This is a genomic window from Streptomyces sp. NPDC002181 (assembly GCF_042890485.1).
In the GTDB taxonomy this organism is placed as follows: Bacteria; Actinomycetota; Actinomycetes; order Streptomycetales; family Streptomycetaceae; genus Streptomyces.
Window position 1 is genome coordinate 1 of the sequence record NZ_JBIASC010000015.1, and the last position, 21,825, is coordinate 21,825.

Here is a 21,825-nt window from a genome sequence, read left to right on the forward strand (position 1 = left end):
TTACATTCCGAACCCGGAAGCTAAGCCTTTCAGCGCCGATGGTACTGCAGGGGGGACCCTGTGGGAGAGTAGGACGCCGCCGAACAATCATTGTGGGAAAGCCCCGCACCTTCTGGTGCGGGGCTTTTCTGCGTTCTGGGCCGCTGCGGGGTCCTGTAGGGTCATGAGGCATCGTTCGTACGTTCAACAGTGGAGGCCCCCGGGTGGAGGTCCAGGAGACTCGGGTTCAGACGGACCGAATTTTCACCATTCCGAACATCCTGAGCATGGCTCGCCTCGCCGGCGTGCCCCTGTTCCTCTGGCTGATTCTGGAGAAGCACGACGGCTGGGCACTGGCCGTGCTCATGCTCAGCGGGGTGAGCGACTACCTCGACGGGAAGCTGGCGCGGCGCTGGAATCAGATCAGCAACCTCGGCCGGCTGCTGGATCCCGCCGCGGACCGGCTGTACATCCTCTCCACGCTCTTTGGTCTCACCTATCGCGAGATTCTGCCGCTGTGGCTCACCGGAGCACTGGTGGCCCGTGAGCTGATGCTGCTGGTCATGGTCTGGATCCTGCGCCGACACGGCTATCCGCCGCCGCAGGTCAACTTCCTCGGCAAGGCCGCGACCTTCAACCTGATGTACGCCTTCCCGTTGCTGTTGCTCAGTGACGGGACGGGTTGGTTGGCCTGGATGGGGTCAGTTTTCGGATGGGCGTTCGCCGGATGGGGTACAACCCTCTACTGGTGGGCAGGAATCCTTTACGTGGTGCAAGTCCGCCGGCTCGTGAAGGCGGACGCCACGGCCGATTGAGCTCGCTCGGCGTGGGACTGACGCGGAGGAGTTGCGGAGTCACCGTCCGGGACGGGTGAGGTCGGCGAGAACGTCGTCTCTCGAGGAGGACTCTTCCGACATGAAGGCCGTCGTGATGGCCGGTGGCGAAGGCACTCGCCTTCGCCCCATGACCTCAAGCATGCCCAAGCCGCTCCTGCCGGTGGCCAACCGGCCGATCATGGAGCACGTGCTCAGGCTGCTCAAGCGGCATGGGCTCAGCGAGACCGTTGTTACCGTCCAGTTCCTGGCGTCACTCGTCAAGAACTACTTCGGTGACGGCGAGGAGCTCGGTATGGAGCTCACCTATGCCAACGAGGAGAAGCCACTCGGCACTGCCGGCAGTGTGAAGAACGCCGAGGAGGCCCTGAAGGACGACGCTTTCCTCGTCATTTCCGGCGATGCGCTCACCGACTTCGACCTCACCGATCTCATCCGCTTCCACAAGCAGAAGGGCGCACTGGTAACGGTGTGCCTGACCCGGGTACCGAATCCGCTGGAATTCGGCATCACCATCGTGGACGAGGAAGGCAAGGTCGAGCGCTTCCTCGAAAAGCCGACATGGGGACAGGTGTTCTCGGACACCGTCAACACCGGCATCTATGTGATGGAGCCCGAGGTCTTCAATTACGTGGACCCGGATGTTCCGGTCGACTGGTCCGGCGATGTCTTCCCGCAGCTGATGAAAGAAGGCCGGCCGATCTACGGCTACGTGGCCGAGGGCTACTGGGAGGACGTCGGCACGCACGAGAGCTACGTCAAGGCGCAGGCCGACGTGCTCGAAGGCAAGGTCCAGGTCGAGATGGACGGCTTCGAGATCTCGCCCGGCGTGTGGATCGCCGAGGGCGCCGAGGTGAGCCCCGACGCCGTGCTCCGCGGGCCGCTGTACATCGGGGACTACGCCAAGGTCGAGGCCGGCGTGGAGATCCGCGAGCACACGGTGGTCGGCTCGAACGTCGTCGTGAAGAGCGGGGCCTTCCTGCACAAGGCCGTCATCCACGACAACGTCTACATCGGGCCCCACAGCAATCTGCGCGGCTGCGTCATCGGCAAGAACACCGACATCATGCGGGCCGCCCGGATCGAGGACGGGGCCGTCATCGGTGACGAGTGCCTGGTGGGTGAGGAATCGATCATCCAGGGGAACGTGCGCGTCTACCCCTTCAAGACGATCGAGGCCGGTGCCTTCGTCAACACGTCGGTGATCTGGGAGTCCCGCGGTCAGGCGCATCTCTTCGGAGCCCGTGGTGTCACCGGCATCCTGAACGTGGAGATCACCCCCGAGCTGGTGGTCCGGCTGGCCGGTGCGTACGCGACGACCCTGAAGAAGGGTGCGACGGTCACCACGGCCCGTGACCACTCCCGTGGCGCGAGAGCGCTCAAGCGGGCGGTGATCTCGGCGCTGCAGGCCAGCGCGATCAACGTGCGCGACCTGGAGAACGTACCGCTGCCCGTGGCGCGGCAGCAGACGGCCCGCGGTACGGCGGGCGGGATCGTGGTCCGCACCTCGCCCGGAGTGCCGGACTCCGTCGACATCATGTTCCTCGACGAGCGGGGAGCCGACCTCTCGCTACAGCAGCAGCGCAAGCTGGACCGGGTGTACGCGCGCCAGGAGTACCGGCGTGCGTTCCCGGGCGAGATCGGCGACCTCCAGTTCCCGGGCAGCGTCTTCGACGCCTATACGGGTTCGCTGCTGCGGCGGGTGGACACGAGCGGCATCGCCGATTCCGGGCTCAAGGTGGTCGTGGACGCGTCCAACGGCAGCGCCGGGCTCGTCCTGCCCAGCCTGTTGGGCCGCCTCGAAGTGGACGCGCTGACGATCAATCCCGGGCTCGACGAGTCCCGGCCGACGGAGACGGCGGAGTCCCGGCGGGCCGGGCTGGTGCGGCTCGGGGAGATCGTGGCCTCGGCGCGGGCCGCCTTCGGAGTGCGCTTCGACCCGGTGGGCGAGCGGATCTCCCTGGTCGACGAGCGCGGGCGGATCATCGAGGACGACAGGGCCCTGCTGGTACTGCTCGACCTGGTGGCCGCGGAGAAGCGCAGCGGCAAGGTGGCGCTGCCGGTGACCACGACCCGGATCGCCGAGCAGGTGGCGGCGTACCACGGCACGCAGGTGGAGTGGACGACGACCTCGCCCGACGACCTGACGCGCGTGGGCCGGGCGGAGAACACGATCTTCGGCGGAGACGGGCGGGGCGGCTACATCGTTCCCGAGTTCAGCAGCGTCTTCGACGGATCGGCCGCGTTCGTCCAGCTGATCGGACTGGTGGCGCGGACGCAGCTCACGCTGAGCCAGATCGATGCGCGCATACCGCGAGCCCATGTACTCAAGCGGGACGTGCCGACCCCGTGGGCGGTGAAGGGGCTCGTCATGCGGCGGGTCGTGGAGGCGGCCGGGGACCGGCAGGTGGACACCACCGACGGTGTGCGGGTCGTCGAGGCCGACGGCCGGTGGGCGCTGGTCCTGCCGGACCCGGCGGAGGCGGTCACGCACCTGTGGGCCGAGGGTCCCGACGACGCGTCCGCCCAGGCGCTGCTGGACGAATGGGCGGCCGTGGTGGACGGCGCCGGGCACTGAGCCCCGGCGGCTGACGGAACGGAGCGGTCCGGTGGGCAGGACGCGGAGGGTGTTGCTCCCTGTCCGCCGGACGGGCGCATTCGGTACGGGCGGTGCCGACATGCGACGATGAGCGGCATGTCGCAGCCGCCCCACAACCGGAGTTCGGCGCCGGCGCCGCCCGCGCGCCCGGACGCGTCCATGTCGCTGCTGACGCACGTGATGGACCACAGTCTCGACGAGGGCTACGCGGAAGCGTCGGCCCGGCGCGTGGCGGACGGCACGGCAGGCCTGCCGCGCAACCTGAAGGCCAAGCTGGCGCTCGCCGCCGGACTGGTGCTCGCCGCGATGGTCGTCACGCTGGGTGCGGCCCAGGCGCGGATAGCGGCGCCGGTGCTGGCCAAGGAGCGGCAGGAGCTGATCGACCGGGTGCAGCGGGCCGACGAGCACGCGGACGGCCTGGAGCGGGACATCGAGCGGCTGCGGGAGAACGTCGCGAGCCGCCAGCGCGAGGCGCTCAAGCAGCACGGCGGGGACCAGGGGCAGCTGGTGGCGCTGCTGTCCGGTGCCACGGAGGTCCAGGGGCCGGGTCTGAAGCTGGTCGTGGACGATGCGAAGGGCTCCTCCTCGGGCGGTGGCGGCAAGCCGCGCGAGAACGCCGGGTTCTCGGACACCGGCCGGCTGCGGGACCGGGACATGCAGAAGATCGTCAACGGGCTGTGGCAGTCCGGGGCCGAGGCCATCTCGATCAACGGGCAGCGGCTGACGGCGCTGTCGGCGATCCGCGCCGCGGGCGACGCGATACTGGTCGACAACAGGCCGCTGGTGCCGCCGTACGAAGTGCTGGCGGTGGGGGACAAGAAGCGGCTCGGCACGGCGTTCCAGGACTCCGCGGACGGCCAGTACCTGCACGCCCTGCAGGAGAACTACGGCATCCGCGCCACCTTGACCCCGGCGGACGGGCTGCGGCTGCCGGCCGCGTCGAGCCTGACCGTACGTACAGCTACAGCAGAAGAGCCGAAGAAGGGTGCATCGTGATCGCGGTACTGGGCCTGGTGGCCGGAGTGGTGGTCGGACTTCTGGTCCGGCCCGAAGTGCCGGCCGTCGTCGAGCCTTATCTGCCGATCGCCGTGGTGGCGGCGCTGGACGCGGTGTTCGGGGGGCTGCGCGCGATGCTGGACGGCATCTTCGTCGACAAGGTCTTCGTGGTGTCGTTCCTGTCGAACGTGGTCGTCGCGGCGCTGATCGTCTTCCTCGGAGACAAGCTGGGCGTCGGTTCGCAGCTGTCCACCGGTGTGGTCGTGGTCCTGGGCATCCGCATCTTCTCCAACGCCGCGGCCATCCGCCGGCACGTGTTCCGGGCGTGAGGCCGATGAATACGAACGACAACCCTCCCGAGGAGCCGATGGGCTCGGAGCTGCCGCCCCAGGACGAGCCGGCGCGGCCCGCCGGGCCCGCGGCGGGCGGCGCGGAGGCGCAGCCCGGGAAGCCCGGTGCGCCGGAGCCCGGCGCGCCCGCGCAGACCGGTCGGCGGCGGCTGGCGGAGGCGGTGTGGCCGCCGCGCGTGAGCCGGGCCCAACTGATCGTCGCGCTGCTCCTGTTCGTGCTCGGGCTGGGCCTGGCGATCCAGGTGCGCTCCAACAGCGACTCCAGCGCCCTGCGCGGGGCCCGTCAGGAGGACCTCGTACGGATCCTCGACGAGCTCGACGGGCGGACCAAGCGCCTGGAGGACGAGAAGCAGCGGCTGGAGGACCAGCGCAAGGAGCTGGAGAGCAGCTCGAACCAGGCCGAGGAGGCGCGTCGGCAGACGGTCGAGAAGGAACGCCAACTCGGGATCCTGGCCGGTACGGTGGCGGCCCAGGGGCCGGGCATCGTCTTGAAGATCACCGATCCCACGGGCCAGGTGCAGTCGGACCAGCTGCTGGACACCCTCCAGGAGCTGCGGGCGGCCGGGGCCGAGGCGATCCAGGTCAACGGTGTGCGGGTCGTGGCGAGCTCTTTCTTCTCGGACGAGGGAGGCGGGATCGGGATCGACGGTAAGAAGATCACACAGCCTTATGAGTTCAAGGTGATCGGCAAGCCGCAGGACCTGGAGCCCGCCCTGAACATCCCCGGCGGTGTCGTGCAGACGCTGGAGAAGGAACAGGCCACCGTCGCCGTCACACGACCGGCGAAGATCGTTGTGGACGCCTTGCGGGCTGCGAAGCAGCCTGACTACGCTCGGTCGTCATCGTCGTGACGCGGGACGGAGCGCGGACGGGCTCACGCGGGCTGATGCCTGCGGGGGGTCGGCGCACTGAAGTCGTGCCGCGTGGTGGAAACTGTCTGGTGGTTACGGACGTTGTGAGAATGTCCGGGTCGGCAGGTTGTGCATTCGGAGTTCGTCCTGCCCCACGGGCGGGTCTGTTTCGTTCAAGGGGAATCGCCCGTGAAGTTGTTTGAGAAGTTGTTCGGCAAGAAGAACCGCGAGGAAAGCGGTGCGGCCAAGCACCGCGCGGGGCAGGGAGAGGTGGAAGGGCAGGGCGACCGGCCGCTCTTCCGCGACGAGGTCGCCGGCGCGGGGGATGTTTCGGGCGCGCCGGGCGCGTCGTCTGTTGACCCTGCCGGTTCCGGGCGCATAGGTTTCGGTGAACCATCAACCTCAAGTTCGGGTGGAGGGTTTGCCCCCGACCCGTATGCCACCAACGCCTCCGCGGGGCAGCCGCGGCGCGAGGAGCCGTCCATGTCGGCCGAGCAGGTTTGCAGCAGGTGCGGACACCGCAGCGATGCGGCCAGCCGGTTCTGCTCCAACTGCGGCGCGCCGCTGCGGGCGGGTCTGACGCCGGAACGTGCCTCGGAGACCACGTCCACCATCTCGATCTCGGGGCTTGAGGCCTACGAGGCCGAGGTGTCGGGACAGCAGCACGTGTCGTCCTCGCTGTCCCCCGAGGCCCAGGCCGCGGTGGAAGCTCTGCCTCCGGGTTCCGCTCTGCTCATCGTGCGGCGCGGCCCCAACTCCGGCAGCCGCTTCCTGCTGGACGGCGAGCTGACCACGGCGGGCCGGCACCCGCAGAGCGACATCTTCCTGGACGACGTGACGGTCTCCCGGCGGCATGTCGAGTTCCGCAGGAGCCAGGACGGCGGCTTCACCGTCGCCGACGTCGGCAGCCTCAACGGCACGTACGTGAACCGCGAGCCGATCGACTCCGTCGCCCTGCACAATGGCGACGAGGTGCAGATCGGCAAGTACCGGCTGGTCTTCTACGCGAGCCTGCGGGGCATCTGATCCTGCCCCTGAGCTGCGCCCGGGGGGACTCCCGCCCGGGCTCCGCCTGGGGGACCCGCACCTCCGGACTCCGTCCGGGGGACACCCCCAGAGGGAAGGTCCCATGCTGCGCATCCCCACCGGCGGTGCCCCGAAGAGCGGCACCGCCGGCAGCGCCGGCCCGGCCGGGCGGCTGGTGAGCATCGGCACGGTGCTCACGCGGCTGCGCGACGAGTTCCCCGAAGTCACGATCTCGAAGATCCGCTTCCTGGAGGCGGAGGGGCTCGTGGAGCCCCGGCGCACACCTTCCGGATATCGCAAGTTCAGCACCGAGGACGTCGAGCGGCTGGCCCGGATCCTGCGGTTGCAGCGGGACCACTACCTGCCGTTGAAGGTCATCCGCGAGCAGCTCGACGCCCTCGCCCGCGGCGAGCAGATCCGTATCCCCGCGCCCACCGCGCAGGGGGATCCCGTCGACCCCGCGAGCCCCTGCGCCGTTTACGGCGAGGTGGGCCGGGAGCGGGCCGCCGCGGCCCGGGTGGGGCGCGCCGAGCTGCTCGCCGCCGCCGAGGTGGACGAGGCCCAGCTCGCCGAGTGGGAGTCGTACGGGCTGATCGGCGAGGCCCCGGGCGGCGGATTCGACGCCGAGGCGGTCACCGTGGCCCGCCTGGTGGCGGATCTGGGCCGCTTCGGGCTGGAACCGCGCCACCTGCGGGCCATGAAGGCCGCCGCGGACCGAGAGGCGGGTCTGGTGGAACAGGTCGTGGCACCGCTGCGCCGCCACCGCAACCCGCAGACGAGGGCGCATGCGGAGGCCACCTTGAAAGAGCTCGCAGGGCTCTCCGTACGGCTCCACGAGGCCTTGGTGCAGACCGCTCTCGGGGTCCGTCTGCACTGACCTCGGCGATCTCCGAGGGGGCCCGACTACCCAAACCTGCCGGGCAGGTCCTAGGGTTGCTGTGTGAACGAGCTCGACGTTGTGGGTGTCCGGGTGGAAATGCCCTCCAACCAACCGATCGTGCTCCTGCGTGAAGTGGGAGGCGACCGGTACCTCCCCATCTGGATCGGACCAGGGGAGGCGACCGCCATTGCCTTCGCGCAGCAGGGCATGGCCCCCGCCCGTCCGCTGACGCACGACCTGTTCAAGGACGTGCTGGAGGCGATCGGCGAGGAGCTCACCCAGGTCCGGATCACGGATCTGCGGGAGGGCGTCTTCTACGCGGAGCTTGTCTTCGCCAGCGGGGTCGAGGTGAGCGCGCGGCCTTCCGACGCCATAGCGCTGGCCCTGCGTACCGGAACGCCGATCTACGGGAGCGACGGCGTGCTGGACGACGCCGGAATCGCCATTCCGGACGAGCAGGAGGACGAGGTCGAGAAGTTCCGCGAGTTCCTCGACCAGATCTCCCCGGAGGACTTCGGCACCGGCCCGCAGTGAGCCGCCGGCCGCTTCGGCCGTGCCCTTCACGCCGCGTGTCCACGGGGAGCATCAGCCCATTCGGATAGCCTTTCCCCGGCACAGGACACGGGAAACCACTCTCAGGGTGATTATCACTCGGCGTGCCGAGTGTGGCGATCGTTGACGCACCCCTGGTGACTGCCTACCTTCGAGGGGGCAGGTCAAGGACGGAGGGTCGGCGTGAGAGTCACGGGCGACGGTACGACCGGGGGCATCCCCGTGCGGAGTGACGGTGGGCCGTACCCGCTCCACGGCAGTGCGGCGGGATCCGCGCGCCGTCAGCCGGACAGTACGCCGGTCGCGCCGGTGGGCGCGGACCCGGCACCCGAGCAGGTCGGCTACCGGGGACCGACCGCGTGCGCCGCGGCGGGCATCACCTACCGCCAGTTGGACTACTGGGCGCGGACCGGGCTGGTGGAGCCGACGGTGCGCCCCGCGTGCGGGTCGGGGACGCAGCGCCTCTACAGCTTCCGGGACGTGGTGGTCCTCAAGATCGTCAAGCGCTTCCTGGACACCGGGGTGGCGCTGCAGAACATCCGGACCGCGGTCCAGCACCTGCGCGACCGCGGGTTCTCGGACCTGGAGCGCATGACGCTGATGAGCGACGGCGCCACCGTGTACGAGTGCACCTCGCCGGACCAGGTCGTGAGCCTGCTCCAGGGCGGGCAGGGCATTTTCGGCATCGCCGTGGGCGTGGTCTGGCGCGATGTGGAGAACGCGCTCTCTCAGCTGCACGGCGAGCGGGTCGACACCGGTGAGACGGTGGTCGGCCACAACCCGACGGACGAGCTGGCGGCGCGGCGCAACCGGGCCGGCTGAGCACGCCTTCCGGCGCGGCCCGAGGACCCGGGGCCCGGTCCCGGCCGAATGTCAGTGGCATGAGGCAGCATCGGGGCTGTGAGAGCCGCGCCGACCATCCTGCACCTGGACATGGACGCCTTCTACGCCTCCGTGGAGCAGGCGTCGAAGCCGAGCCTGCGCGGCAAGGCCGTGATCGTCGGCGGGCTCGGGCCGCGCGGAGTCGTCGCCACCGCTTCGTACGAGGCCCGGCGCTTCGGGGTGCATTCGGCGATGCCGACGGCCCAGGCGCGCCGGCTCTGCCCGAACGGCGCGTACCTGATCCCCCGCTTCCGGCTGTACCAGGCGGTCAGCGAGGTGGTCATGGGGCTGCTGCGTGAGCTGTCCCCGCTGGTGGAGCCGCTCAGCCTGGACGAGGCCTTCGTGGACCTGGAGGCGGGCGGGACCGCGTTCGACTCGAAGAGCGCCCGCGCGACGGGGGAGCGGCTGCGGGCGGACATCCGGGCCGCGACGGGCCTGAGCGGGTCCGTGGGGCTGGCGGGATCCAAGATGCTGGCCAAGGTGGCGTCCGAGGAGGCCAAGCCGGCGGGACTGCTGCTGATCGAACCGGGCACCGAGCGGGAGCTGCTCGCCCCGATGTCGGTGCGGACCCTGCCCGGGGTGGGGCCCGTCACCGGCGAGCACCTGCGGCGGGCCGGGATCACCACGGTCGGGGAGCTGGCCGAGGCCGGTGAGGACGAGCTGGTCCGGATGGTCGGGCGCTCGCACGGGGTCGGGCTGTACCGGATGGCGCTGGGACTGGACGACCGGCCGGTGGTCGCCGAGCGCGACGCGAAGTCGGTGTCGGTGGAGGACACCTTCGACGTGGACCTGCACGACCGGGTGCGGATCCGCACCGAGGTGCAGCGGCTCGCCGACCGGTGCGTGCACAGGCTGCGCGGGTCGGGGCACTCGGGGCGCACGATCGTGCTGAAGGTGCGGCGGTACGACTTCTCCACGCTGACCCGCTCCGAGACGCTGCGGGGGCCCACGGACGATCCCGCGGTGGTGCGGGAGGCCGCGGCGCGGCTGCTGGAGGGCGTGGACACCACGGGCGGGGTGCGGCTGCTGGGAGTGGGCGTGACGGGCCTGGCGGATTACACGCAGGAGGACCTGTTCGCGCAGTCGATGGCGGCGGAGGCCGCGGAGGCGGAGGCGGCGGCGGAAGCCGCGGCGGCGGCCGCCGGTGCCTCCGCAGGTGCCTCCGCCGCGGAGGCAGTCGCACGGGCCGGGGGCGTAGGGCCGGATGGTGCGCCGGAGGCCGTCGTGCCTTCGGGGTCAGCGGGGTCGGAGGGGCCTGGAGGGGCCGCCGAGGGCGCGGAGGCCGCAGGGTCGGGCGGGGAGCCCGAGGCCGCCCCGGAGCGGCGCTGGGCGGCCGGCAGCGACGTACTGCACGCCGTGTACGGGCCCGGCTGGGTGCAGGGCAGCGGGGTCGGGAGGGTGACCGTGCGCTTCGAGCAGCCCGGATCGCCACCGGGCCGGGTGCGCACCTTCCGGGTGGACGACCCCGAACTGGAGCCCTGCGATCCGCTGCCCCTCGTAGGGGAGACCGATCCGCGGCCGACGGGTCAGGGCGTGTCCTCGCCGTTCGCCAGGCGGCCGAAGTCGCGGCGGACGTCCGACGGGAGGGAGACGTCCAGCCCGTAGTGGTGGTAGAGCTGGAGTTCCTGTTCGGGGGAGAGGTGGCGGCCGACGCCGAAGTCCGGGGCGTCCTTGATGAGGGAGCGTTCGAAGGGGACCCGCAGGGTGTCGTCGACGACCTCGCTCGGCTCCAGCGGGACGAACGCGTCCCGGCTGAACAGGCCCGTCCGGACGGCGGCCCACTCGGGCACGCCCGTGGCATCGTCGAGGTACACCTCGTCGACGGTGCCGATCTTGGTTCCGTTGCGGTCGAACGCCTTGCGGCCGATCAGGCTGCGCGGATCGATGTCGGTCTGCACGGTCCCTCCATATGGTCGCAACTCCTCCGTAATGACTACAGAAGGGCATTTCCGCAGCGCGGGCCACTCGAAGCGAGGGCCAGAACCTCGCTGGTAGGCTGGGTGACGGCTGTTGACCCTGTGCGGGAGAGTCCTCCGAGTGAGTACGACGGAGGCGCCGAAGGAGCAAATCCTCCCCGGAATCTCTCAGGCATACGTACCGCACGTGACGAGGCCACTCTGGAAAGCAGGGGCGGGTACCGGGCGCGCAGTGCCGGTTCCCCTCCTCACCGACGGTGAAAGCCGGAATCCGCGGGTCACCCCCGCGACTCCGGTGAAGCTCTCAGGTTGAGATGACAGAGGGGGAGGCCGTCCGGGTGCCCGCGCCGTGGTGCCCCTCGCAGGTCGTACGACCCAGGAGGCCTCCGTACATGACCGCCAACCGCATTCCGCTCTCCCAGCTGGAGCGAGGGATCCCCTTCGAGCAGCGCCACATCGGCCCGGATGCCGAGGCGCAGGCGAAGATGCTCGCCCATGTGGGCTACGGCTCGCTGGACGAACTGACCGCCGCCGCGGTACCGGATGTGATCAAGAGCGCCGAGGCGCTGAACCTGCCCGAGGCGCGGACCGAGGCCGAGGTGCTGGCCGAGCTGCGCACGCTCGCCGACCGCAACCAGGTTCTGGCCCCGATGATCGGTCTCGGCTACTACGGGACCTTCACCCCGCCGGTGATCCTGCGCAACGTCATGGAGAACCCGGCCTGGTACACGGCGTACACGCCCTACCAGCCCGAGATCTCGCAGGGCCGCCTGGAGGCGCTCCTCAACTTCCAGACCGTCGTCGCCGACCTCACCGGCCTGCCGACCTCCGGCGCCTCCCTCCTCGACGAGGGCACCGCGGCCGCCGAGGCCATGACGCTGGCCCGCCGCGTCGGCAAGTCCAAGGGCAACATCTTCCTGGTCGACGCCGACGCGCTGCCGCAGACGATCGCCGTGATCCAGACCCGCGCCGAGCCCATCGGCATCGAGGTCGTCGTCGCCGACCTGTCCGAGGGCATCCCGGCCGAGGTCGCCGAGCGCGGTGTCTACGGCGTGCTCCTCCAGTACCCGGGCGCCTCCGGTGCCGTGCGGGACATCAAGCCGGTCATCGACCGGGCGCACGAGCTCGGCGCGATCGTCGCCGTCTCCGCCGACCTGCTCGCGCTGACCCTGCTGACCTCCCCGGGCGCGCTCGGCGCGGACATCGCCGTCGGCACCACCCAGCGCTTCGGCGTCCCGATGGGCTTCGGCGGTCCGCACGCCGGCTACATGGCCGTCCAGGACAAGCACGCCCGCTCGCTGCCGGGCCGCCTCGTCGGCGTCTCCGTGGACGCGGACGGCAACAAGGCGTACCGCCTCGCCCTGCAGACCCGTGAGCAGCACATCCGCCGCGAGAAGGCCACCAGCAACATCTGCACCGCGCAGGTGCTGCTCGCCGTCATGGCCGGCATGTACGCCGTCTACCACGGCCCGGACGGCCTGCGGACGATCGCCCGCCGTACGCACCGCTACGCGACCCTGCTCGCGGCCGGTCTGAAGGCCGGCGGGGTCGAGCTCGTGCACGGCTCGTACTTCGACACCGTCACCGCCCGGGTGCCCGGCAAGGCCGCCGAGGTCGTCGCCGCCGCCCGCCGGGGCGGGGTCAACCTGTTCCAGGCCGACGCCGACCACGTCTCCGTCTCCTGCGACGAGACGACGCTGCGCGCCGGGATCGAGGCCGTCTGGGCCGCCTTCGGCGTGGAGGCCGACATCGAGGCGCTGGACGAGGCCACGGCCGAGGCGCTGCCCGAGGGCCTGCTGCGCTCGGACGACTACCTGGCGCACCCCGTCTTCCACCAGCACCGCAGCGAGACCGCGATGCTGCGCTACCTGCGCAAGCTGGCGGACAAGGACTACGCGCTGGACCGCGGCATGATCCCGCTGGGCTCCTGCACCATGAAGCTCAACGCGACCACCGAGATGGAGCCGGTCACCTGGCCCGAGTTCGGCCAGCTGCACCCGTTCGCCCCGGTCGAGCAGGCCGAGGGGTACCTCACGCTCATCACCGAGCTGGAGGAACGTCTCTGTGAGGTCACCGGCTACGACAAGGTCTCCATCCAGCCGAACGCCGGCTCCCAGGGCGAGCTCGCCGGCCTGCTGGCCGTCCGCGCCTACCACCGGGCCAACGGCGACGAGCAGCGCACCGTCTGCCTCATCCCGTCCTCCGCGCACGGCACCAACGCCGCCAGCGCCGTGATGGCCGGCATGAAGGTCGTCGTCGTCAAGACCGCCGACGACGGCGAGGTGGACGAGGCCGACCTGCGCGCCAAGATCGAGCAGTACCGCGACGAGCTCGCCGTGCTGATGATCACGTACCCCTCGACGCACGGTGTGTTCGAGGAGCACGTCGCCGACATCTGCGCCCAGGTGCACGAGGCCGGCGGCCAGGTGTACGTGGACGGCGCCAACCTCAACGCCCTGGTGGGCCTGGCCAAGCCGGGTCACTTCGGCGGCGACGTCTCGCACCTGAACCTGCACAAGACGTTCTGCATCCCGCACGGCGGCGGCGGCCCGGGCGTCGGCCCGGTCGGTGTCCGGGCGCACCTGGCCCCGTACCTGCCGAACCACCCGCTCCAGCCCACGGCGGGCCCGGAGACGGGCGTCGGCCCGATCTCGGCCGCCCCGTGGGGCTCGGCGGGCATCCTGCCGATCTCCTGGTCGTACGTGCGCCTCATGGGCGGCGAGGGCCTCAAGCGCGCCACCCAGGTGGCGGTGCTCGGCGCGAACTACATCGCGAAGCGTCTGGAGCCGCACTACCCGGTGCTCTACACGGGCCCGGGCAACCTGGTCGCGCACGAGTGCATCATCGACCTGCGCCCGCTGTCGAAGGCGACCGGCGTCAGCGTCGACGACATCGCCAAGCGCCTGATCGACTACGGCTTCCACGCGCCGACGATGTCCTTCCCGGTGGCCGGCACGCTGATGATCGAGCCGACGGAGTCCGAGGACCTCGCCGAGATCGACCGCTTCTGCGACGCGATGATCGCCATCCGCGGCGAGATCGAGCGGGTCGCGGGCGGCGAGTGGCCGGTGGACGACAACCCGCTGGCCAACTCCCCGCACACGGCGGCGGCGCTGGGCGGCGAGTGGAACCACCCGTACAGCCGCGACGAGGCCGTCTTCCCCGGCGGGGTCACGGCGGCGGAGAAGTACTGGCCGCCGGTGCGCCGCATCGACGGTGCCTTCGGCGACCGCAACCTGGTCTGCTCCTGCCCGCCGCTGGACGAGTACGACAACTGACATATTCGTATGACGTGATGGCATGACGGAGGGGCCGGTCCGGGAGAATCATTCCCGGGCCGGCCCCTCGTCGTTCTCTTCTGCTCCGTTCCCGTTCAGTGCTGTCGCCGGCTAGGCCGCCTTCATCACATGCACCGCCGCGAGCGGGCGGTGCGGGGCGATGATCTGGCCGTCCGGCAGCAGCTCACCGGTGTCCTCGAAGAGCAGGACGCCGTTGCACAGCAGGCTCCAGCCCTGTTCCGGGTGGTTGGCCAACGGCTTGGCGGCCTCCCGGTCGGCGGAGTCGGCTGACGGGCACGCTGGCTGGTGCTGGCACATGGATGCGTTCTTTCGCTGCGGTGTGGTCTGTGTGCTGCGGCTCGATGCCTTGTTCATGGCCGCCCCCCGTATCAACGTCTTGGTTTGGTCAGGGTCCCAGTGTTGCCCTCCGGAGTTGCGTCCGCAGGGATTTCCCGGCAGCTGTCCTCATACATTGATGACGCATCACCCGTGCGGGCGGTTCAGGTCAACTCCCCTGTCATTTCGGGTGGTTCGGGGGTGGTCCGACTGGGCTAGGCCGAATGGGCAGTACGGACCAGCAGCAGGGAACGCGCCTGCTCAGACCCACCGCACTGCGGCCCGGACCCCGCTCAGGCGGCCGGCGCGGCGAGCGACGGCGGGACCGGCGGGCTCGGCGGAGTGAGCCGGTGGGTCATCACGGGCAGCAGTTCGGAGACCGGGTGCGGCCGATACGGGGCGATGCCGGGCGGGGCCGGTGCCAGCGGAACCAGCAGATCCGCGGCGGCCGGCAGCCCGGCGGAGGCGTCGGCGCCGACCGCCCCGTGCAGCCACAGCGTGAGCATGTACAGCTCCGGCACGGACAGCAGCCGCGGCTGGTAGCTCTTGCCGAGGGATTCCGCCTGGCGCAGGGCGCGTTCGGTGGCCGCGACGTAGGGACCCTCGAAGAAATGGGAGAAGACCCAGCCGTCCGGCGTCAGCCGGGTGTCCGCGGCGGCGACGTAGCGGTCGCCGCTGCGGATCAGGAACCGCCAGGCGGTCAGCCGGGTGCGGGGCGGGCGGCCCCCCGCTGCCAGCTGGGAGATGTTCAACCGGTCCAGGACGTGGACCGGCAGCGGCAGTTCGGCGGTCATCGGACCCTGCAGGGCGCGCAGGGCCGGAGTGTGCGCCTCGTGGACGGCGGTGGGGGAACCGAGTGCCGCGAGGACGCTGCGCAGGGCGGGCGCGGGAGCCGGAGGGACATGCAGCGGCATGGTGGGTCGCCTCTCACTTGGGAGACCTGTGGAACGGGGCAGGTGCGGACGGCGCTGTCGCATTCTGGGGCCAGAGGGGGGCTGAGGGGCAATGGCCGCGCGCCAACTCTCTGCCTCGTTTGCGGAGTTTATACGACATGTGTTCACGCAGTGTTTCGGGTAGCTGTCCCGCCTATTGCCGACAAGTCGCTTACCGGTCCCGCTGTCATGGCTTTCATGCCGCTTGCGCGCGAACATGTCGCGCTGACCTCGGAGGTTACCGGACGGGGGCTCGGCTGGAAAGCGTCCATTATCCGGAACCGGCAAAACCCATGCGGAATTTGCATACGACGCCTTGCCAAGTGAATGTGCCATAGCGCCCTTCGGCCAAACCGGCGCGCGCTCCCCGTCACGCACGCCCCCTCGGCGTTATGGATCACGCCTCCGGGGCATCATCGACCGTACACACGCGCCTGGGAGGGATGGGCCGGGCGCAATCGAGGAGGGACGCTCCGATGGGGGAGAAGGTCGTGGCGGGCGGATTCGACCTGTCCGATCGGCAGAGGTATCGGAGGAAGCTCCACGAGTGCCTGGAGGGGCTGGAGCGACTTCTGGCGGAGAAGAGGTTCGATCGTCCCAAGAACATGATGGGGCTGGAGATCGAGCTGAATCTTGCGGGTTCCGACGGTTTGCCGAGAATGGTGAATGCGCAGGTTCTGGAGCGGATAGCGAGCCAGGATTTTCAGACCGAACTCGGAATGTTCAACCTGGAGGTGAACGTACTTCCGCACCGCCTCGGCGGCCGGGTATTCGACCGGCTCGCCGAGGAACTGAGCGCGGGTCTCGGCTATGCGCACCGGCAGGCCGCGGAGATCGACGCCGGTGTGGTGATGATCGGCATCCTGCCGACGATCACCCGCTCCGACCTGGTCACCGCCAACCTCTCCGCGGTGGACCGCTACTCGCTGCTGAACGAGCAGATCCTGATGATGCGGGGCGAGGACTTCCTGCTCGACATCGACGGGGTGGAGCGGCTCACCTGGAGCACCGGGTCGATCGTCCCGGAAGCCGCCTGCACCTCCGTACAGCTGCACCTGCAGGTGACGCCCGGGCGGTTCGCCGACGTGTGGAACGCGGCGCAGGCGGTGACGGCCGTGCAGATAGCCGTCGGCGCCAACTCGCCGTTCCTGTTCGGGCGCGAACTGTGGCGCGAGTCGAGGCCGCCGCTGTTCACGCAGGCCACCGACACCCGGCCGCCCGAGTTGCAGGCCCAGGGGGTCCGGCCGCGGACCTGGTTCGGGGAGCGCTGGGTGGAGTCGGCGTACGAGCTCTTCGCCGAGAACGTCCGGTACTTCCCGGCCCTGCTGCCCATCTGCGACGAGGAGGAGCCGCTGCGGGTGCTCGCCGAGGGCGGGGTGCCGAGCCTCCAGGAGCTGGTCCTGCACAACGGCACGGTCTACCGGTGGAACCGGCCCGTCTACGGGATCGCCGACGGGGTGCCGCACCTGCGGGTGGAGAACCGGGTACTGCCGGCCGGACCGACGGTCGCCGACGTCGTGGCGAACGCCGCCTTCTACTACGGGCTGGTCCGTACGCTCGCCGACGAGCAGCGGCCCGTGTGGACGCGGCTGCCGTTCGCCGAGGCCGAGGCCAACTTCGACGCGGCCTGCCGCTACGGGATCGACGCGCGGCTGCGCTGGCCGCGCCGGGGCCGCGGCGGCGGGCTGGCGAGCGTCTCCGCCGTACGGCTGGTCCTGGACGAGCTGCTGCCGATGGCGGCGGCCGGGCTGGACGCGTGGGGCATCGAGCCCGCCGACCGCGACCACTACCTCGGCATCATCGAGGAGCGCTGCCAGCGGCGGGTCAACGGGGCCACCTGGCAGGTGGACACCTACCACCGGGCGCTGGCCTCCGGGATGGAACGGGACGAGGCGCTGGCGGCCGTCACCCGGCGCTACAGCGAGCTGATGCACAAGGGCGATCCCGTGCACACCTGGCCGGTCGGGCCGTCCGACGAGGAGGTGAGCGCGGCGGTGCCGCCGCGGCGCTGAACCGGCGGCCCCCGCGTCAGCTCCGGTCTCTTCCGGTCCCTTCCGGGCCCGCTCCGGGTCCGGTGATCCGCTTGCCCCGCCGAGGAGGCAGTATGGGGTGGACGAAGCGGAACGGCGGGACGGGAGTCGGACGTGCGGGCGGAGCCGGAACCGGTGGTCAAGGCGTTGCACGAGGACGGGCGCTCGATGCTGCGCACCGAGACGCTGCTCGTGCTGGCGCTGTCGCTGGGGGCGAGCGCCGTCTCCTCGCTGATCAGCTTCATCGGTTCGCTGACCAAGCCCGGCGGCCTCAAGGACCAGGCCGCCACGTTGAACGGCTCGTACGCCCCCGGCCGCCCCTGGCTGGACCTGGCCTGGCAGCTGTTCGGCATCGGCACCGCCCTGGTGCCGGTGCTGCTGGTCGCCCACCTGCTGACCCGGGAGGGCGTGCCGGGGCTGCGCGTACTCGGCTTCGACCGGACCCGGCCCGGCTGGGACCTGGGGCGCGGAGCCCTGGTGGCGGCCGGGATCGGCAGTGCGGGGCTGGCCTTCTACCTGGGGGCGCGGGCGAGCGGGTTCAACCTGACGGTGGTGCCGGAGGCACTGCCCGACGTGTGGTGGAAGTTTCCCGTACTGATCCTCTCCGCGGTGCAGAACTCCGTGGTGGAGGAGGTCATCGTGCTGGCGTACCTGCTGCGCCGGCTCGACCAGCTGGGCTGGTCGCCGACGGCCGCTCTGCTGGCCAGCTCGGTGCTGCGCGGCTCGTACCACCTCTACCAGGGCATCGGCGGATTCGTCGGCAACATGGTGATGGGCGTCGTCTTCGTCCTCGCCTACCGCCGCTGGGGCCGGGTCATGCCGCTCGTGGTCGCGCACGCGCTGCTCGACATCGTCGCCTTCGGCGGGTACGCGCTGCTCGCGGGCAAGGTGGACTGGCTGCCGACGCCGTAGACACCTCCTAGAGGTGCGGGCGGGCGAGCAGTTCGCCGTCGATGACCGTGACCGCGTTGCCGGTCAGGAGCGTGCGCTCGCCCGCCGTCTTGACCGCGACGAGTCCGGTGCGCGCGCCGCCCTGGAGACCGACGAGTGAGGTACGGCCCAGGCGCGCGGCCCAGAACGGGGCGAGCGCGGTGTGGGCGCTGCCGGTGACGGGGTCCTCGTCGATCCCGACGGCCGGGAAGAAGCCGCGGGAGACGAAGTCGTACCCGCGCGAGGGGTCCTCGGCGGCCGCGGTGACGATCACCCCGCGGCGCGAGTGGCCGCGCAGGGCCGCGTGGTCGGGGGTGAGCTCCCGTACGGCCCGCTCGTCCGCCAGCTCGACGAGCAGGTCTCCGACGTGCTCGGACGTGTCGTGGACGGAGCAGATCTCGGCGCCGAGAGCGCTGCGCACGACGGGATCGACCGCCACCGGCGTCAGCGAGGACGTCGGGAAGTCCATGGTGATCGTGCCGTCCTCGGCGGTCTCGGCGGTCAGGACGCCGCACCGCGCGGAGAACCGGATCAGCCCCTGTGCCAGGCCGCTCGTCGCGATGACGTGCGCCGTGGCGAGCGTGGCGTGGCCGCACATGTCGACCTCGGCGGCCGGGGTGAACCAGCGCAGGGCCCAGTCGGCGTCCCCGCCGGGCGGCAGCGGGTGGGCGAAGGCGGTCTCGGAGAGGTTGACCTCGGCGGCCACCTGCCGGAGCCAGGAGTCCGGGGGGAACCCGCCGTCGAGGAGGAGGACTCCGGCGGGGTTGCCGCGGAAGGGGCGGTCGGTGAAGGCGTCGACGATTCGGAGGCGCATGTGCCGACCGTAGGGCCGCTTCTCGATCGTCGACAAAGGCCAATCGCGGATGACTGGCCTGGTCACAGGCGTGTTCGGTATGAGTTTCCGATATATCGTTGACGTGTCGCGATGGGTCAGCGATAGTTGAGGCATCGCAAGAGCGATGACGGGAAACCGAAAGACGAAAGGAGCGCAGCCATGCGTTCTCACGGACAGCACGACCACGGACAGCACGAGCACGGACGGGGCCACGGCCACTGCGGGCCCGATCGTCGGGAGGAGTTCAAGGGGCGGCGCGCCGCCTTCGGCCCGTTCGGCCCGCCCTTCGGCGGCGGCCCCTGGGGCGGGCGCGGCGGACGCGGTGGACCGCGCGGCCGGGCCCGGCGCGGAGATGTGCGCGCCTCGATCCTGGCGCTGCTCAAGGACCGGCCGATGCACGGCTACGAGATGATCCAGGAGATCGGCGAGCGCAGCGGCGGGGCCTGGAAGCCCAGCCCCGGATCGGTCTATCCGACCCTCCAGCTGCTCGAGGATGAGGGGCTCATCTCCAGCGAGAGCGAGGGCGGCAAGAAGCTGTTCACGCTGACCGACGCCGGCCGCGCCGAGGCCGAGTCCGGCGCGGAGGCCCCCTGGGCCGACGCGGGGCGCGGGTTCGACTTCGAGGCGATGCACGAGGTCCGGGCGGCCGGCACCGGCCTGTTCGAGGCGTTCGGGCAGGTCTTCAAGACCGGTTCGCCCGAGCAGCGCGAGAAGGCCCTCGCGGTCATCAACGACGCCCGCAAGAAGCTCTACCTGATCCTGGCCGACGAGCACTGAGCCGGCCCGCCCGATGGAAACGGCGCGCCCCGCGAGTCCTCTCGCGGGGCGCGCCGCCGTATGCGGGTACCCGCCCGGGAAGGGGCCGGGGCCGGGCCGGGGCCGGGGCCGGGGCCGGGCCGGGGCCGGGGGTGCCGGTCAGGCGACCAGGCCGGCCAGCTTGCGCAGCGATTCGTTCAGGGCGGCCGTGGCGGAGTCCTTGAGCTTGCCCGCCATGAGGGAGACAGCGGCCCCGTTGAACTCCCCGTCGATGCGGACCGTGGTGGCCGCGCCGTCCGGGACCAAGGTGTACCGGGTGAGGATGGCCACGCCCATGGGGCCCTTGCCCGTGATGGCGAAGAGGCGCTGGTCCTCCAGCTCCGAGACGGTCCAGGCGACCTCGGCCGGGAAGCCCATCATCTTCATGTTCTCCACGAAGGTCGCCCCGACCGCGAGGGTCTCCGGGCCGCCCTTGGGGAAATTGGTGTGGGTCATGCTCCACTCGCCGTACGCCGCCCAGTCCGTCAGCTGGGCCCAGACCTTCGCGGCGGACGCCTCGATGCGTGATTCCGCGGTCACTTCGGCCATGCGGCCACCCCTTCTCGTCGGGTACGTGCGGCGGAAGGTAGCCCCGGCGGGCGGAACATTCAATACTGACGACCTGTCAGAAACGATCGGCCCGGTCACGCCCGGTCTCGGATCCGTCTCAACAGGTGTCACGCCCGTGACGGTCCTGACCGGCCCTGCCATGATGGCCGGATGCAAGCGTCAGGGAGAAACGCCGGACTGGGCCTCGCGCTCGTCTCGGCCGTTGCGTTCGGTGGTTCCGGTGTGGCGGCGAAGCCGCTGATCGAGGCGGGTCTCGACCCCCTCCACATGGTCTGGCTCAGGGTGGCCGGGGCGGCGCTGGTGCTGTCCCCGCTGGCCTGGCGCCACCGCCGGCTCCTGGTGCGCAAACCCCTGCTGCTCGCCGGCTTCGGGATCGTCGCCGTCGCGGGCGTGCAGGCCTTCTACTTCGCCTCACTGTCCCGGATCCCGGTCGGCGTGGCCCTGCTGCTGGAGTACCTCGGCCCGGCGCTGCTGCTCGGCTGGATCCGCTTCGTACAGCGCAAGCCGGTGACCCGGGCCGCCGCGGCCGGCGCCGCCGTCGCCGTCGTGGGTCTGGCCTGCGTCGTGGAGATCTGGTCCGGGCTGAGCCTGGACCCCCTCGGCGTGCTGCTCGGCCTCGCCGCCGCCTGCTGCCAGGCCTTCTACTTCGTGTTCGCGGACCACGGAGCGGGCGAGGGGGCCGAGGAGGACGTACCCGACCCGATCGGCGTGATCGCGTACGGCATGCTCGTCGGCGCGCTGGTGATGACGGTGATCGCCCGGCCGTGGCGGATGGACTGGCAGGTGCTGGGCGGTCAGGCCTCGATGGGGGACCTGAGCGTGCCCGCGTGGGTCCTGCTCGCCTGGGTGGTGCTGATCGCGACCGTCTTCGCGTACCTGACCGGCGTGGTCTCGGTGCGCAAGCTCTCGCCGCAGGTGGCCGGTGTCGTGGCCTGCCTGGAGGCGGTCGTGGCCACCGTGTTCGCCTGGATCCTGCTGAACGAGCACCTCTCGACCCCGCAGATCATCGGCGGTGCGCTGGTGCTGGGCGGGGCGTTCATCGCGCAGTCCGCGCGGCCCACCCCGCCGGGGGCGGCCGATCCGGAGGCGGTCGTTCTGGACCGCGAGACGACGAGAGCCTAAGGTGGCGACCGTGCATTCGACCGTGCTTCCGCCTCCCGCCGCGTAGCCGCGGGCAGCTGCCCCTGTGACGAGGATCCGGCCCGGAGCGTTCCCGGGCGGGTCCGCGCTGCCCGCGAAGCGATGACCTCCTCTT

At 70.7% G+C, this 21,825-nt stretch carries 20 protein-coding genes, 1 rRNA gene and 1 riboswitch; of the genes, 16 read left to right on the top strand and 5 right to left on the bottom strand.

All coding sequences use genetic code 11. The features are described 5' to 3' along the window. The 11 genes from rrf to ACFYXV_RS29450 form a co-directional block, all read left to right on the top strand. Positions 1-85: ribosomal RNA gene (rrf, locus tag ACFYXV_RS29400) — 5S ribosomal RNA — on the top strand; the annotation flags it as partial. A gap of 118 nt (positions 86-203) precedes the next feature. Further along, positions 204-794: a CDP-alcohol phosphatidyltransferase family protein gene (locus ACFYXV_RS29405; RefSeq protein ID WP_383351200.1), complete on the top strand. Its 591-nt coding sequence runs from the start codon at positions 204-206 to the stop codon at positions 792-794. A gap of 100 nt (positions 795-894) precedes the next feature. Further along, positions 895-3,390: a sugar phosphate nucleotidyltransferase gene (locus ACFYXV_RS29410; RefSeq protein ID WP_389384526.1), complete on the top strand. Its 2,496-nt coding sequence runs from the start codon at positions 895-897 to the stop codon at positions 3,388-3,390. A gap of 108 nt (positions 3,391-3,498) precedes the next feature. Then, positions 3,499-4,407, top strand: coding sequence for a DUF881 domain-containing protein (locus ACFYXV_RS29415; RefSeq protein ID WP_385476276.1), 909 nt, complete (start codon positions 3,499-3,501; stop codon positions 4,405-4,407). Further along, the gene (locus ACFYXV_RS29420; RefSeq protein ID WP_030158423.1) at positions 4,404-4,736 is read left to right on the top strand and encodes a small basic family protein; all 333 of its coding nucleotides are present in this window, start codon (positions 4,404-4,406) and stop codon (positions 4,734-4,736) included. The genes ACFYXV_RS29415 and ACFYXV_RS29420 overlap by 4 nt, the downstream gene beginning before the upstream one ends. Before the next feature lie 38 nt (positions 4,737-4,774). Next, positions 4,775-5,608, top strand: a complete 834-nt coding sequence (locus ACFYXV_RS29425) for a DUF881 domain-containing protein (protein WP_385476293.1) — start codon at positions 4,775-4,777, stop codon at positions 5,606-5,608. Between the two features lie 483 nt (positions 5,609-6,091). Continuing rightward, positions 6,092-6,634: an FHA domain-containing protein gene (locus tag ACFYXV_RS29430; protein ID WP_385476278.1), complete on the top strand. Its 543-nt coding sequence runs from the start codon at positions 6,092-6,094 to the stop codon at positions 6,632-6,634. A 103-nt stretch (positions 6,635-6,737) separates the two neighbouring features. After that, positions 6,738-7,511, top strand: a complete 774-nt coding sequence (locus tag ACFYXV_RS29435; protein WP_383351190.1) for a MerR family transcriptional regulator — start codon at positions 6,738-6,740, stop codon at positions 7,509-7,511. A 63-nt stretch (positions 7,512-7,574) separates the two neighbouring features. Beyond that, entirely contained in the window at positions 7,575-8,048 is a 474-nt protein-coding gene (locus ACFYXV_RS29440) for a bifunctional nuclease family protein (protein WP_319732222.1), read from the top strand. Positions 8,049-8,249: 201 nt separating this feature from the next. After that, entirely contained in the window at positions 8,250-8,888 is a 639-nt protein-coding gene (locus ACFYXV_RS29445; RefSeq protein ID WP_099893880.1) for a MerR family transcriptional regulator, read from the top strand. Between the two features lie 78 nt (positions 8,889-8,966). Continuing rightward, entirely contained in the window at positions 8,967-10,553 is a 1,587-nt protein-coding gene (locus tag ACFYXV_RS29450; protein ID WP_389384527.1) for a DNA polymerase IV, read from the top strand. Here ACFYXV_RS29450 and ACFYXV_RS29455 read toward each other — a convergent pair. Then, positions 10,475-10,846 (bottom strand): PRC-barrel domain-containing protein, encoded by a 372-nt coding sequence (locus tag ACFYXV_RS29455; protein ID WP_383351185.1) that lies wholly within the window; start codon positions 10,844-10,846, stop codon positions 10,475-10,477. The genes ACFYXV_RS29450 and ACFYXV_RS29455 overlap by 79 nt on opposite strands. Positions 10,847-10,959: 113 nt before the next feature. Next, positions 10,960-11,058: riboswitch (glycine riboswitch) on the top strand. 198 nt (positions 11,059-11,256) lie between these two features. Here ACFYXV_RS29455 and gcvP point away from each other — a divergent pair. Beyond that, positions 11,257-14,142, top strand: coding sequence for an aminomethyl-transferring glycine dehydrogenase (gcvP, locus tag ACFYXV_RS29460; protein WP_389384528.1), 2,886 nt, complete (start codon positions 11,257-11,259; stop codon positions 14,140-14,142). A 111-nt stretch (positions 14,143-14,253) separates the two neighbouring features. On the opposite strand, the gene ACFYXV_RS29465 is transcribed toward gcvP, so the two are convergent. Further along, positions 14,254-14,460 carry a DUF5999 family protein gene (locus ACFYXV_RS29465; RefSeq protein WP_048477363.1) on the bottom strand — a complete coding sequence of 69 codons (207 nt, stop codon included), beginning with the start codon at positions 14,458-14,460 and terminating at the stop codon, positions 14,254-14,256. Between the two features lie 311 nt (positions 14,461-14,771). Beyond that, positions 14,772-15,392 (bottom strand): hypothetical protein, encoded by a 621-nt coding sequence (locus tag ACFYXV_RS29470; protein WP_134068362.1) that lies wholly within the window; start codon positions 15,390-15,392, stop codon positions 14,772-14,774. Between the two features lie 494 nt (positions 15,393-15,886). Between ACFYXV_RS29470 and ACFYXV_RS29475 the strand changes: the two genes are divergently transcribed. Together ACFYXV_RS29475 and ACFYXV_RS29480 are read left to right on the top strand one after the other, a co-directional pair. Next, a complete protein-coding gene (locus ACFYXV_RS29475) occupies positions 15,887-17,422 on the top strand; it encodes a glutamate-cysteine ligase family protein (protein WP_385476287.1) in 1,536 nt (511 codons plus the stop codon). Positions 17,423-17,608: 186 nt separating this feature from the next. Next, on the top strand, positions 17,609-18,352 hold the full coding sequence (locus ACFYXV_RS29480) for a CPBP family intramembrane glutamic endopeptidase (RefSeq protein ID WP_385476295.1): 744 nt from the start codon (positions 17,609-17,611) through the stop codon (positions 18,350-18,352). Between the two features lie 7 nt (positions 18,353-18,359). On the opposite strand, the gene ACFYXV_RS29485 is transcribed toward ACFYXV_RS29480, so the two are convergent. After that, positions 18,360-19,184, bottom strand: a complete 825-nt coding sequence (locus ACFYXV_RS29485; RefSeq protein WP_389384529.1) for a PhzF family phenazine biosynthesis protein — start codon at positions 19,182-19,184, stop codon at positions 18,360-18,362. Between the two features lie 180 nt (positions 19,185-19,364). Between ACFYXV_RS29485 and ACFYXV_RS29490 the strand changes: the two genes are divergently transcribed. Beyond that, positions 19,365-19,982 carry a PadR family transcriptional regulator gene (locus tag ACFYXV_RS29490; RefSeq protein WP_389384531.1) on the top strand — a complete coding sequence of 206 codons (618 nt, stop codon included), beginning with the start codon at positions 19,365-19,367 and terminating at the stop codon, positions 19,980-19,982. A 138-nt stretch (positions 19,983-20,120) separates the two neighbouring features. Here ACFYXV_RS29490 and ACFYXV_RS29495 read toward each other — a convergent pair whose 3' ends face one another. Beyond that, complete coding sequence (locus tag ACFYXV_RS29495; RefSeq protein ID WP_389384532.1) at positions 20,121-20,549, bottom strand: SRPBCC family protein; 429 nt, start codon at positions 20,547-20,549, stop codon at positions 20,121-20,123. Positions 20,550-20,720: 171 nt separating this feature from the next. On the opposite strand from ACFYXV_RS29495, the gene ACFYXV_RS29500 reads away from it, so the two are divergent. Beyond that, positions 20,721-21,692, top strand: coding sequence for a DMT family transporter (locus ACFYXV_RS29500; RefSeq protein WP_385462979.1), 972 nt, complete (start codon positions 20,721-20,723; stop codon positions 21,690-21,692). Positions 21,693-21,825: the final 133 nt, after the last annotated feature.